The organism is Kitasatospora sp. NPDC041917, assembly GCF_055589745.1.
Window position 1 is genome coordinate 72500 of the sequence record NZ_JBVJBI010000006.1, and the last position, 12509, is coordinate 85008.

Genomic DNA, 12509 nt, shown 5'->3' on the forward strand with positions numbered 1-12509 from the left:
ACCCGCACCACACCGGAAGGGCGTACAGCGAGATGAGCGAGGACTCTCTGCGGGACGAGGTGCTGACCGCGCGCCGGATCGTCGTCAAGGTCGGCTCCTCCTCCCTGACCACGGCGGCCGGCGGCCTGGACGCCGACCGCGTCGACGCCCTGGTGGACGCGCTCGCCAAGCTGCGCGGCCGACCCGGGGCGCCGGAGGTCGTGCTCGTCTCCTCCGGCGCGATCGCCGCCGGTCTGGCCCCGCTCGGTCTGGACGGGCGGCCCAAGGACCTGGCCCGCCAGCAGGCCGCCGCCAGCGTCGGCCAGGGCCTGCTGGTCGCCCGCTACACCGCCTCCTTCGCCCGGTACGGGATCAGGGTCGGCCAGGTGCTGCTCACCGCCGAGGACGCCAGCCGGCGCGCCCACTACCGCAACGCCTACCGCACCCTGGACCAGCTGCTGGCGATGGGCGCGATGCCGATCGTCAACGAGAACGACACCGTCGCCACCGCCGAAATCAAGTTCGGCGACAACGACCGGCTCGCCGCCCTGGTCGCCCACCTGGTCCGCGCCGACCTGCTGGTGCTGCTCTCCGACGTGGACGGCCTGTACGACGGCGACCCGTCCCGCCCCGGCACCAGCCGGATCGCCGAGGTGCGCGGCCCGCAGGACCTCGACGGCATCGAGATCGGCAGCGCCGGCAAGGCCGGGGTCGGCACCGGCGGCATGGTCACCAAGGTCGAGGCGGCCCGGATCGCCACCGGCGCCGGCATCCCGGTGGTGCTCACCGCCGCCAGCCACGCCGCCGACGCGCTGGCCGGCCGGCCCACCGGCACGCTCTTCCTGCGCACCGGAAGCCGGACCTCCGACCGGATGCTCTGGCTGGCCCACGCGAGCAGCCCGCGCGGGGCGCTGCACCTGGACGAGGGTGCCGTCCGGGCGGTCGTCTCCGGCGGCGCCTCGCTGCTGCCGGCCGGGGTCACCAAGGTCGACGGGGAGTTCGCCGCGGGTGATCCGGTGGACCTTCTTGCCGAAAACGGCCACATCGTGGCTCGCGGACTGGTCAACTTTGATGCGAGGGAGTTGCCCCGCCTGCTCGGCCGGTCCACCCGCGACCTGGCCCAGGAGTTCGGCGCCGCGTACGAGCGCGAGGTCGTCCACCGCGACGACCTGGTCGTTCTGCGCGGCTGACCGGCCCGGCGGGCCGGCACCGGCCGCCCGGCCGATCGGCGCAGCGCGCACGGCGGGCCGCTCCGTACCGGGAGCGGCCCGGCCACGGGCGAGGAGGGGCGCAGCCGTACCGGTCGGCCGAGGGCCGACGGGGCCGGTGGGGACGACAGGACATCGCCGAACAGGAGGCCGCCGGTGGAACGCAGGCGCGAGGCAGCGCTGACCGCAGGGACGGCGGGCCGGCGGCTGACCAGCATCGACGGCGGGCGCGGGGACGGCCCCGCCGAGCCGGCCGGTCCGCCGCCGCAGAGGCCCGGCGGGGTGCGCAGGCTGCGGCCCGAACGCGACCGGGCGGCCCAGCCGCCCACCGTGCCCGAGCAGGCGCGGCTGTGGCACGTGGTGCTGAGCGTGGCCGGGCAGGTCACCCCGCTGCCCTCGCTGCGCGCCTCACTGGAGCAGCTGGCGCACGACCACTCGTTCTTCCTGACCGCCCGCTACGCCGCCGACCACGCGGAGATCCGCTACTGGGAGCAGGCCCGGGACCTCCACGACGCGGCGGCCATCGCGCTGCGGCTGTGGGGCGAGCACAAGGTCACCGCGAACCTGCCGCCCTGGGAGATCGTCGGGCTGGAGGTGGTCGACCGGGCGACGTACCACAAACGGGTGGCGGAGGGCTTCGGCGACCCGCCGCCGCACCTGGGCGGCGTGCACCCGTACTGAGCCGCCCCGTACTGAGCCGTCCCGTACTGAGCCGTCCCGTACTGGGCCGCCCCCGGCGGCCGGGCGGCCCCGTCGGACCGGGACCGGCCGAGCGGCGTCTCACCGGGCGAAATACCGCCCGGGCGGGGCGGGTGCAGTCGCTACCCTTGGCGGCATGACCAGCGACCTCGCCACCGCCGACAGCCCCGTCCTCGCCGTAGCGCGCCGAGCCCGGGAGGCCGCCGCCGCGCTCGCCCCGCTGCCGCGCGGCGCGAAGGACGCCGCGTTGCTGGCGGTCGCGGACGCCCTGGTGGCCCGCGGCGCCGAGATCGTCGCGGCCAACGCCGAGGACGTGGAGCGGGCCAGGGCGGCCGGCACGGCCGAGTCGGTGATCGACCGGCTGACCCTGACCGAGGAGCGGATCGCCGCGATCGCCTCCGACGTGCGCGACGTGGCCGGCCTGCCCGACCCGGTCGGCGAGGTGGTGCGCGGCTACACCCTGCCCAACGGCCTGGACGTGCGGCAGGTCCGGGTGCCGCTCGGCGTGGTCGGCATCATCTACGAGGCCCGCCCGAACGTCACCGCGGACGCCGCCGCGCTCTGCCTCAAGTCCGGCAACGCGGTGCTGCTGCGCGGCTCCGCCTCCGCCTACCGCTCCAACACCGCGCTGGTCGCCGTGGTGCGCGACGCCGTCGCCGCGGCCGGGCTGCCCGCCGACGCGGTCCAGCTGGTGCCGGGCGAGAGCCGGGACTCGGTGCGGGAGCTGATGCGCGCCCGCGGCCACGTGGACGTGCTGATCCCGCGCGGCGGCGCCTCGCTGATCCGCACCGTGGTCGAGGGCTCCACCGTCCCGGTGATCGAGACCGGCACCGGCAACTGCCACGTCTACGTGGACGCCGAGACGGACCTGGCGATGGCCGTCGGCATCCTGCTGAACTCCAAGGCGCAGCGGGTCAGCGTCTGCAACGCGGCCGAGACGCTGTTGGTCCACCAGGACGTCGCGGACGCCTTCCTGCCGCTCGCGCTGGCGGCGCTCGCCGAGGCCGGGGTGACGGTGCACGGTGACGAGGCGGTGCTGAAGGCCGCCGAGGGCGGCCCGGCCACCGTGGTGCCGGCCACCGACGAGGACTGGGGCGCCGAGTACCTCTCGCTGGACCTGGCCGCCGCGGTGGTGCCCTCGCTGGACGCCGCCGTCGAGCACATCCGCCGCTGGTCCTCCGGCCACACCGAGGCGATCGTCACCACCTCGCAGGCCGCCGCCCGCCGGTTCACCCGGTTGGTCGACTCCACCACGGTGGCCGTCAACGCCTCGACCCGCTTCACCGACGGCGGTGAGTTCGGCTTCGGCGCGGAGATCGGCATCTCCACCCAGAAGCTGCACGCCCGCGGCCCGATGGGCCTGCCCGAGCTGACCAGCACCAAGTACATCGTCACTGGTGACGGGCACGTGCGGGGCGAGGCGGCGCAGACCGTGGGCGGGGACGCGCACGGCCGCTGAACGCCGGGGGAGGGGCGTCCGTCACACGTGTGACGGACCAACTGCCGGGAGCCACAGACAAATCGCCCGGCCGGTAATACGCTGAATCCGTGGCTGAGGATGTGGGGGGCTTCCCGTACCCCGACGGCGCCGACCACGGTGGTGCGGACGACGAGTTCGCCACCGTGGTCTTCGATGAGGCCTTCGTCCGGTCCGCCGCCGTGCACGAGCCGACCGCCAAGGAGCGGCAACTCGCCGCCGCCGAGGCCCGGTTCGAGTCGGACGCCGCGGGCCCGGGCTGGGGCTGTGACGTCCCTGCGGGGGACGGACTGCCGCTGGAACTGCGCCCGTACCCGAGCGGGCTCGACGCGGACCACCTCTACCCCGATCCCTGGTCGGGGCCGGACCGGGCGGCCGACCGCCGGGTCCGGCGGCGGTGGCGACGCGGCTACGACCCGGTGCGCTCCCGCGGGCGGTACGTGGCCCAGCAGCGGTGGCACCGGCCGGTGGCCTGGGTGCTCGCCGTGATCATGGGCGTGGGCCTGGTGGCGATCGCGGTCGCGGCGATCTACCAGGGCGTGGGCGGTTCCGCGGGAGCGCCCCGGCGCCCCGAGTCCGGCACCAGCAGCGCCGGGGTCGATCCGGGGCAGGCCCCGGCCGACCCCCCGCTGGTGGTCACGGCGCCGGCGGGCTAGGGCGGGCTTCGGCGGGCTTCGGCGGGCCGGGGCGGTCGCCCCGGGCGCGGGCGCACGCCCGGGGGCGGTGGTCACTGAGCGTTCCCGGGAATGTGCGCCCGCACCCTCGTGGCGGCGCCGGTGTCGGCCTACCCTGGTGGTGTGGGTGACCCGCGAGAGCCTCCGGAGGGTACGCCCGAGGGCGGTTCCGGCAACGAGGACGAATTCCGGTCCGTCGTGTTCGACGAATCGTTCGTTCGGGCTGCCCGCATCCAGGAACTGTCCGCCCGGGAGCGGCTGGCCGGCTCCTTCGGCAAGGCCACCCGGCCGCGGGTGCGGCTCGGCCCGCTGGGCACCGTCCCGCGCCAGGCGCTCATCCTGCTGCTGCTCATCCTGCTCGCCTTCGGGACCGCGGTGTACTTCGGCGTGAGCTCGCCGAGGGGGACCGCGGTGCGGCCCGAGGGCAGTCAACTGACCGTCAGCCTGGTCGCGTTGAGCCCGGCGTCGGCCGTCCGCCCGGTCGCCGACCCGGCGGACCCGTTCACCGCGCTGCAGCCCGGGTACGGGGACGGCACGATCGGGCTGAACACCCCGACCGGGGCCGCCACCGAGCACTTCAGCCGGGTCGAGGTGACCAAGGCGCTCGACACCGTCCAGCGCTACCTGGTCGCCTCCTCGCTGGCCCCGGCCGCGCTGGTCCAGGGCGCCACCGCCGACGTGCGGGCCTTCGTCACGCCCGGTGAGCAGGCGGAGTTCGACGCGAGCGTGGCGCAGCCGGTGGACGACCGGCACCACGCGGTGACCGGCTGGATGGTCCGCTTCGACCCGGCGCAGGTCGCGCTGGCCTCGAACACCGTGAAGGTGGCCGGCGCGATGCGGATCGACGAGGCGGACGGCGGGACCCTGCAGATCACCACCGACCACACCTTCGTCTACGCGCTGAAGCCGGCCGGGGCCCCGGCCGGAGCGCCGGTCACCCTGGAGACCGTGCGGCGGCAGCTGACCTTCGAGTTCGACCGGGTCGACCTGGCCTCGGCGCAGCTGCGGCTGGTGGACTCGGTGGTGCAGGCCGGTCCGGAGCCCTGCGACACCTCGATGGCGGGCTTCCTGCAGCCGGTGCTGGCCACCGCGCAGGGCACGGCGGTCGCGCCGCCGGCGCCGGTCGACCCCGGCAACCACGCCCGGCCGGGCTGGCAGGTGTGCGCGGTGCTGGCGGGCGGCTGAGGCGTACCCCGGCCGTGGAACGGCGAGGCGGCCGGTGCCCCGGACGGGACACCGGCCGCCGTCGCGGTCGCGGTGGGCCGGCGGTCGTCGCGGCCCCGGGGGTCAGCTGCCGTCGCGGTCCGCGGAACCCGATCCCGAGGAGCCGTTGCCCGAGGAGCCGTTGCGGCCGGCGGCGCCGGTGAAGGTGTCGCGGAGCTTGCCGCCGACGGTCGCCGCGCCGCCGGCGACGTCCCGGAGCAGGCCCATCAGCGGGTCCTTGCTCTCCTTGACCGAGCTGGTGTAGTGGTCGGCGGCGGCCTTCCACTGCTCGGAGACCGAGGCGTCCGGGTCGTCCGCGCGGCGCGGGTAGGCGCCGGCCACGATCGAGCGGTAGTCGTCGCTCTCCGCCCACTTCTTCAGCTGGGCGACCCGCACCACCGCGAAGGGGTGGGTCTGCGGCAGCAGCTGGAGCACCTTGAGCACGCCGTCGCGCAGATCGCCGGCCTTCTCGTACTCCTCGGCCTGCTCCAGGAAGGCGTCGACGTTCATCTCGGCCAGGTTGTGGCCGCCGGCCAGCTTCATCAGGGCCCGCATGGACGCCTGGAGGTCCTGTCCGGCGAGCAGGCCGGCCCGGTCGCTGGACAGCTCCGCCTTGCGGAACCACTCCTTGAGCGCGGTGATGATCGCGGTGATCGCCAGGTTGCCCAGCGGCACCCAGGCGATCCGGGTGGCGATGTTGGTGAGGATCATCAGCATCGTCCGGTAGACGGCGTGGCCGGACATCGCGTGGCCGACCTCGTGGCCGATGACGGAGCGCAGCTCCTCCTCGTCGAGCAGCTCGACCAGGCCGCTGGTGACCACGATGACCGGGGTGTCGATGCCGATGCAGTACGCGTTGACCGTCGGGTCCTGGGAGACGTACAGGTCGGGGACCTGCTCCAGGTCGAGCACGTAGGCGGCGTCCCGCACCATGTCGTGCAGCTCCGGGAACTGGCGCTCGGAGGTCTTCACGGCGGTGGCCAGGAACATCAGCCGGATCGCCCGCTCGGAGACCAGGCCGGCGAGCTTCTTCAGGATGTCGTCGAAGCCGGTGAGCTTGCGCAGCGCGACCAGGGCCGAGCGGTCCGCCGGGTGCTCCCAGGCCCGGGTGGAGATTCCGGGGAAGCGCTCGCGGCGGCGGCTCGGGGCCTTCACGGTCGTGTCGGTCATGGTCTGAGTACCTCCTGGTCGACGGCGGCCGCGGCCCGCTGGCCCGCCCCCCGTTGGTCTTCGCCTGCAACGACTGCCTGTGCAACGCGCGCGGTTGCGTACTCGTCCCCGGGGCAGCGTACGCGCGGAGCGTCCCGGGGGCGGCGGGCGCGTCACCGGGGCCGGTGGGCGGCGTCGGTGTGAGGCCGGTTTAACCTGAGTCCTGGACGACCGAGACCGGACCCGGCCGCGGTACCGAGCAGTTCGAGGAGCCCCCGCAGATGTCCACCGACACGCTTGTCAGCCTGGCCGCGCCCATCTCCGACGAGACCGGCCCGGGCCTGTTCCTGCGGATCATCGTGGTCGCGTCCTTCGTGGGCATCGGCCTGCTGGTCTGGATCATGGCCCGCGCCTTCAAGAACAACTAGGGCCGCCCTCCCGGGCCTGTCACCGGGCCCGTTCCCGGCCGGCTCGCGGCCCGTTCCCGGCCCTTGCCCCCGGCTCGTGCTCACGCCCGGTCAGCGGCGGTGGGCCGCCGAGCGGTTGCCGTGTAACCCCCCGTACGATGACGGGTGGGCCCTCACCGGCCCGGAACCACCCCCAGGTCCGTTCCCCGAGCCGAGAAGGTCCCGCCGACCATGAGCACTGCTGCCGCACTCCCCGTTCTGAACCTTCTCGCCGAGGGCGAGGGGGGCAACCACGACAGCCTGAACCCGGCCCTGACCGGTGGCGCCGCGCTGTTCATCCTGCTGGTCCTGCTCTTCATCACCACCCGCTTCAACCGGGACCGCTGAGCCGGCCGCGCGGACCGCTCGGGGAGCGTCCGGCCACCGGCCGGCCGCTCCCTCACGCATCTGCGGAGAACCCCCACCCGGCCGTTCCCGCACCGTAACGGGTGTCGCGTAAGGTGTGGCGGCATGGGAGAGCAGGCCGGGAATCCCGGCGGACCGGAACCGGTGAAGAAGCGCCTCGGCGTGATGGGCGGCACCTTCGACCCGATCCACCACGGCCACCTCGTCGCCGCCAGTGAGGTCGCGAGCGCGTTCCACCTGGACGAAGTGATCTTCGTGCCGACCGGGCAGCCGTGGCAGAAGAGCGACCGCCACGTCACCCCGGCCGAGGACCGCTACCTGATGACGGTCATCGCCACCGCCGAGAACCCGCAGTTCTCGGTCAGCCGGATCGACATCGACCGCGAGGGCCCGACGTACACCGTCGACACCCTGCGCGACCTGCACGCCCTGCACCCGGACGCCGACCTCTTCTTCATCACCGGCGCCGACGCGCTCGCCCAGATCCTCTCCTGGCGCGACTCCGACGAGCTCTTCTCGCTGGCCCACTTCATCGGATGCACCCGCCCGGGGCACACTCTGTCGGACGCCGGGCTTCCGGCGGGCGGGGTCTCCCTGGTGGAGGTCCCGGCGCTGGCCATCTCCTCCACGGACTGCCGCAACCGGGTCGCCAAGGGTGAGCCCGTCTGGTACCTCGTCCCGGACGGCGTGGTCCGCTACATCGACAAGCGGGCGCTGTACGCGCCGCGCGGGGACTGATCCAGGAGCGGTGCATGACTGATCGCAGCGACGGCCGGCGGCCGGAGGACTGGTCCACCGGGCAGTACCAGCAGCCGTACCAGGGCTACCAGAACCCGCAGCAGCAGCAACCACAGCAGCCGCAGCAGCAGTCGTACGAGCAGCAGCAGTACGACCAGCAGTACGACCAGTACGGGCAGCCGGTGTACGGGCAGGACCCGTACGGCTACCAGCAGCAGGGCTACCAGGGGTACGACGGGTACCAGCAGGGCGGGCAGTTCCCGCAGCAGCCGCAGCAGCAGCAACCACAGCAGCCGCAGCAGCAGTCGTACGAGCAGCAGCAGTACGACCAGCAGTACGACCAGTACGGGCAGCCGGTGTACGGCCAGGACCCGTACGGCTACCAGCAGCAGGGCTACCAGGGCTACCAGCAGCAGCCGTACCAGGCCGCCGCCCCGGTCGCCGCCGAGCCGCAGGCGCCGTCGCCGGTGCCGCCGACGCAGGCCGAGGCCGTCGCGCAGTCCGCCGCCGCAGCGGCCGCAGCGGCACCCGCTGCCGCGCCGCCGCGTCCGCGGGTGCCCCGGCCCGCCGAGGAAGCGGTGCCGGCCAAGGCCGTGCCGCCGTCCGAGCAGGTCGCCGGGGCGCGGGCCGGGAAGGCCGGCAAGGCAGGCAAGGCCGGGAGCAAGGCGCCCAAGGACAGTTACACCACGGGCGAGTTCACCTTCGTCGACGAGGAGGCGGAGGAGACCGAGGACGTCATCGACTGGCTGAAGTTCGCCGAGTCCCGCAGCGAGGTGCGCGCCGAGCGCCGCCGCAAGCTGCGCAACCGGCTGATCGGCCTCGGCGCGGTGGTGGCGCTCGCGGCCGGCGGCGTCGGCGGCTACCTCTTCCTGACCGGCGACAAGCCGACCGCGGCCACCGCCGCCGGCGGGCGCCAGGTCAACGTCGTCCACCTGCGCGACCTCCAGGGCAAGGTGTCCAGCGCGCTGCTGGTCAACGACGCCTCCGGGAAGAAGGGCACGGTGCTGCTGCTGCCCGACAACCTGCGGTTGCCCGGCCCGGGGGACCCGCCGGTCAGCACGGTCGGCCAGTCCATGGACGGCATCGGCGCCTCGGCGACCCGCGAGGGCCTGTCCACCGTGCTGGGCGCCCCGGTGGCCGGCACCTGGCGGCTGGACACCCCGTACCTGGAACTGCTGGTCTCCCAGCTCGGCGGCGTCCGGGTGGACACCAACGCCGAGACCCACGAGGGCGGCAAGCCGGACGGCAAGCTGCTGTCCGCGGCCGGGAAGAACACCATGCTCAGCGGGAAGGCCGCGGTCGCGTACGCGACCTGGCAGGCGCCCGGTGAGAACCGGGATGCCCAGCTGGCCCGGTTCGGGCAGGTCCTGGACGCGGTGGTGCGCACCATGCCGACCGAGTTCAAGGACGCCAAGGACGACGTGCACCGGATGAACGCGGTGCTCGACCCCTCGCTGCCCGAGGACGCCCTCGCCGGAGTGCTCGTCCAGCTCGCCCAGCAGGCGAAGGACGGCCACTTCGGCACCACGGCGCTGACCGTCAAGCCGGACGGCAGCCTGGACGAGGCGACCGCGGGCAAGCAGGTCAAGGACGTGCTGGGCGGCACCGTGAAGTCCGCGGCCGTCGGCGACGCCCCGGTCCGGGTCGCGCTCCAGGACGCCACCGGCAACGACGCGGCGGCGGCCGCCGCGCAGGTCCAGATCGTCAACTCCGGCCTGACCTTCATCCCGGGCGGCGCCAAGGCGGCTCCGCAGCCGGCCAGTGAGATCCGCTACACCGACGACGCCCGGCAGGGCGCGGCGAAGTCGCTGGCGACCAGTCTCGGGCTGCCGGACACGGCGGTGAAGAAGGTGACCGGCGACGCCCAGAACGCGGACCTGCTGGTCCTGCTCGGCAAGGACTACCAGCCGCCGAAGAACCAGTAGGGCGGCGGCCCGGGCTCCTGCGGTCCGGGTGTCGCGGTGCGGTGGCCCGGGCGGGCCCGGAAAACGGTTCCGGGCCCGCCCGGGCGGCGTGAGATCCTGGAAGGCGACCCCGGCCGTGCGCCGGGGCACCCCAAGCCGCCGAGCCGGAAGAACACCGTGACCGTCACCGACCACAGCCAGCAGCTCATCACCGTCGCCGCGCAGGCGGCGGCCGACAAGCTCGCGCACAACATCATCGCCTTCGACGTCAGCGAGGTGCTGTCGATCACCGACGCCTTCCTGATCGCCTCCGCGAACAACGACCGCCAGGTCCGCTCGATCGCCGAGGAGATCGAGGACCAGCTGCGCGAGCAGCTGGACATCAAGCCGGTGCGCCGCGAGGGCGAGCGCGAGGGCCGCTGGATCCTGCTCGACTACCTGGACATCGTCGTGCACGTCCAGCATTCCGAGGAGCGCTCCTTCTACTCGCTGGACCGCCTCTGGAAGGACTGCCCCGAGCTGCCGCTGCCCGAGGACGCCGTGGCCTCGCGCAACCGCCCGGACGCCCACACCGACGAGGCCGGCAACGCCGTCGCGCCCGCCGACGACTTCGGCAAGCCCGAGGATCTGCACTGAGCCGCGGCGCGCGGGGCCCGCGCATCGTCTTCTGGCGGCACGGCCAGACCTCCTGGAACCTCGAATCGCGTTTCCAGGGCACCACGGACATCGAGCTGACCGGCCAGGGCGTCCTGCAGGCCCAGCGGGCGGCCCGGCTGCTCTCCGGGCTCCGTCCCGACCTGCTGATCTCCTCGGACCTCAAGCGGGCCCGGCGCACCGCCGCGGAGCTGGCCGAGGTCACCGGGCTGGACGTGCAGCACCACGAGGGCCTGCGGGAGACCTTCGCGGGCTCCTGGCAGGGCCTGACCAACGCCGAGATCCGCGAGCGCTTCCCGGAGGAGTACGAGGCCTGGGCGGCCGGCGAGCCGGTGCGGCGCGGGGGCGGCGGCGAGCTGGCCACCGAGGTCGCCGACCGCTCGGTGCCGGTGGTCCTGGAGGCCGTCGGCAAACTCCCGGAGAACGGCACGCTGGTCGTGGTCAGCCACGGCGGGACGATCCGCACCATGCTCGGGCGGCTGCTCGAACTGGAGCCCTCCCGGTGGGAGCGCTTCGGCGGACTGTCCAACTGCTGCTGGTCGGTGCTCGGCCTGGGCACGCGCGGCTGGCGCCTGCTGGAGCACAACGCGGGCACGCTCCCGCAGCCGGTCATCGGCGACGACACCTGAGCGGTACCGGTGCGGGCGGCACCGGGGGCCGGGGGCCTCTCGGGGCCCTCGGCCGGGGTCCGGAGGCAGCGGATTTCGCAGTTCCGGCCCTGACCAGCTAGAGTCTTCCTCGTTCGCAGGGAAGGAACGCGGCCCGGAAGGGAAGCGGGAGATCCGGTGAGTGCGGGGCTATAGCTCAGTTGGTAGAGCGCTTGCATGGCATGCAAGAGGTCTGGGGTTCAATTCCCCATAGCTCCACTCCGCATCGGCGGTCGTGGTCAGCCAGGGTCGCCCGTGTCGCGGGGCTATAGCTCAGTTGGTAGAGCGCTTGCATGGCATGCAAGAGGTCTGGGGTTCAATTCCCCATAGCTCCACAGCAGTTCGGAAGGCCGTCACCCAAGGGGTGGCGGCCTTCCGGCGTTCCGGGCCCGGCCGGCCTCAGGCCTCGCAGGTGTGGCTCCAGCCGCCCGGCGGCAGCGAGTCGAGCCGCTCCACCCGCTCCCGGTCCTCCGGGCCGGCCGGCAGGTACACCACGATGTAGCACTCGGGCACGCCCGGCATCGTCAGATAGGTGGCGTTCAGCCGCAGCACCCCGACCTCCGGGTGGCGGAACACCCGCAGCCAGGCCTCCGGCGGCGCGACCTCCTGGCGGTCCCACAGCTCCCGGAACAGCTCGCTGCGCGCCGACATCCGCTGCACGTGCGCCTCCCAGGCCGGCTCGCCCACGTGCTTGCCGTACGCCGAGCGCAGCACCGCCACCATCCGCGGCAGGGTCTCCTCCCGGTTCTCGCACGGGTTGCAGCACGGCGGGGCGGTCAGCATGCACCAGAGGCTGTTGAACACCACCCCGCGCGACGGGCGCATCCGGTCGGTGCCGAACATCGCGCGGTACGGGCCGTTGAAGCCCAGCACGTCGAACCGGGTGTTGGAGACCGCCGCCGGCAGCGGGGCCAGCGAGTCCAGGATCACCTGGATCGACGGCGACAGCTCCGGCACCGACGGCAGCGCCCGCGCCGAGGCGGACACCCCGGCCAGTCGGAACAGGTGCTCGTGCTCGGTGCCGTCCAGCCGCAGCGCCCGGGCCACCGCCAGCAGCACCTGCTCGCTCGCGTTGATCGGCCTGCCCTGTTCGAGCCACGTGTACCAGGTGACCCCGACCCCGGCGAGCTGCGCGACCTCCTCGCGCCGCAGCCCCGGCGTACGGCGGCGCAGCCCCGGCGGCAGCCCCACGTCCTCGGGGGTGACCCGCGCCCGGCAGGCCTTCAGGAAGCGGGCCAGTTCGGTGCGGCGGCGGTCGCGCCCGCCGGCCGCGGCGGGCAGTTCCTCCAGGACGGTCATGGCCCCATGGTGCCGCAGCCCGGGCCGCCGATACAGGTGCTGCCGGTACCAGGATCGGCAGGCTCT

13 protein-coding genes and 2 tRNA genes are annotated in these 12509 nt (G+C 73.9%); 13 read left to right on the forward strand and 2 right to left on the reverse strand.

Annotated features, from left to right (window positions below; translation table 11 throughout):
- The first annotated feature begins 32 nt into the window (after positions 1-32).
- The 5 genes from proB (at position 33) to ACZ6EM_RS09165 (ending at position 5222) form a co-directional block, all read left to right on the forward strand.
- Positions 33-1169 (forward strand): glutamate 5-kinase, encoded by a 1137-nt coding sequence (gene proB / locus ACZ6EM_RS09145; protein WP_401053482.1) that lies wholly within the window; start codon positions 33-35, stop codon positions 1167-1169.
- Between the two features lie 174 nt (positions 1170-1343).
- The gene (locus ACZ6EM_RS09150) at positions 1344-1868 is read left to right on the forward strand and encodes a hypothetical protein (RefSeq protein ID WP_401053484.1); all 525 of its coding nucleotides are present in this window, start codon (positions 1344-1346) and stop codon (positions 1866-1868) included.
- A 154-nt stretch (positions 1869-2022) separates the two neighbouring features.
- Positions 2023-3345 (forward strand): glutamate-5-semialdehyde dehydrogenase, encoded by a 1323-nt coding sequence (locus ACZ6EM_RS09155; protein WP_380543253.1) that lies wholly within the window; start codon positions 2023-2025, stop codon positions 3343-3345.
- 89 nt (positions 3346-3434) lie between these two features.
- Positions 3435-4019, forward strand: coding sequence for an SCO2584 family spore wall biosynthesis protein (locus ACZ6EM_RS09160; protein ID WP_387695703.1), 585 nt, complete (start codon positions 3435-3437; stop codon positions 4017-4019).
- Positions 4020-4160: 141 nt separating this feature from the next.
- Positions 4161-5222 (forward strand): SCO2583 family membrane protein, encoded by a 1062-nt coding sequence (locus tag ACZ6EM_RS09165; RefSeq protein ID WP_401054937.1) that lies wholly within the window; start codon positions 4161-4163, stop codon positions 5220-5222.
- Between the two features lie 102 nt (positions 5223-5324).
- On the opposite strand, the gene ACZ6EM_RS09170 is transcribed toward ACZ6EM_RS09165, so the two are convergent.
- Positions 5325-6410: a M48 family metallopeptidase gene (locus ACZ6EM_RS09170; RefSeq protein WP_380543244.1), complete on the reverse strand. Its 1086-nt coding sequence runs from the start codon at positions 6408-6410 to the stop codon at positions 5325-5327.
- A 260-nt stretch (positions 6411-6670) separates the two neighbouring features.
- On the opposite strand from ACZ6EM_RS09170, the gene ACZ6EM_RS09175 reads away from it, so the two are divergent.
- From ACZ6EM_RS09175 to ACZ6EM_RS09210, 8 genes are all read left to right on the forward strand, one after another.
- Complete coding sequence (locus ACZ6EM_RS09175) at positions 6671-6817, forward strand: hypothetical protein (RefSeq protein WP_359910966.1); 147 nt, start codon at positions 6671-6673, stop codon at positions 6815-6817.
- A gap of 210 nt (positions 6818-7027) precedes the next feature.
- The gene (locus tag ACZ6EM_RS09180) at positions 7028-7183 is read left to right on the forward strand and encodes a hypothetical protein (protein ID WP_359910967.1); all 156 of its coding nucleotides are present in this window, start codon (positions 7028-7030) and stop codon (positions 7181-7183) included.
- A gap of 123 nt (positions 7184-7306) precedes the next feature.
- On the forward strand, positions 7307-7939 hold the full coding sequence (nadD, locus tag ACZ6EM_RS09185; RefSeq protein ID WP_401053795.1) for a nicotinate-nucleotide adenylyltransferase: 633 nt from the start codon (positions 7307-7309) through the stop codon (positions 7937-7939).
- A 14-nt stretch (positions 7940-7953) separates the two neighbouring features.
- Positions 7954-9864 carry an LCP family protein gene (locus tag ACZ6EM_RS09190; protein ID WP_465772159.1) on the forward strand — a complete coding sequence of 637 codons (1911 nt, stop codon included), beginning with the start codon at positions 7954-7956 and terminating at the stop codon, positions 9862-9864.
- A 156-nt stretch (positions 9865-10020) separates the two neighbouring features.
- The gene (rsfS, locus tag ACZ6EM_RS09195) at positions 10021-10479 is read left to right on the forward strand and encodes a ribosome silencing factor (RefSeq protein WP_359910971.1); all 459 of its coding nucleotides are present in this window, start codon (positions 10021-10023) and stop codon (positions 10477-10479) included.
- Entirely contained in the window at positions 10476-11126 is a 651-nt protein-coding gene (locus ACZ6EM_RS09200; protein ID WP_401053796.1) for a histidine phosphatase family protein, read from the forward strand. The genes rsfS and ACZ6EM_RS09200 overlap by 4 nt, the downstream gene beginning before the upstream one ends.
- A gap of 164 nt (positions 11127-11290) precedes the next feature.
- Positions 11291-11363 (forward strand) — tRNA-Ala (locus tag ACZ6EM_RS09205).
- A gap of 43 nt (positions 11364-11406) precedes the next feature.
- Positions 11407-11479, forward strand: a tRNA-Ala gene (locus ACZ6EM_RS09210).
- 64 nt (positions 11480-11543) lie between these two features.
- Here the strand turns inward: ACZ6EM_RS09210 and ACZ6EM_RS09215 are convergent.
- Entirely contained in the window at positions 11544-12443 is a 900-nt protein-coding gene (locus ACZ6EM_RS09215; protein ID WP_380543238.1) for a helix-turn-helix transcriptional regulator, read from the reverse strand.
- Positions 12444-12509 lie beyond the last annotated feature (66 nt).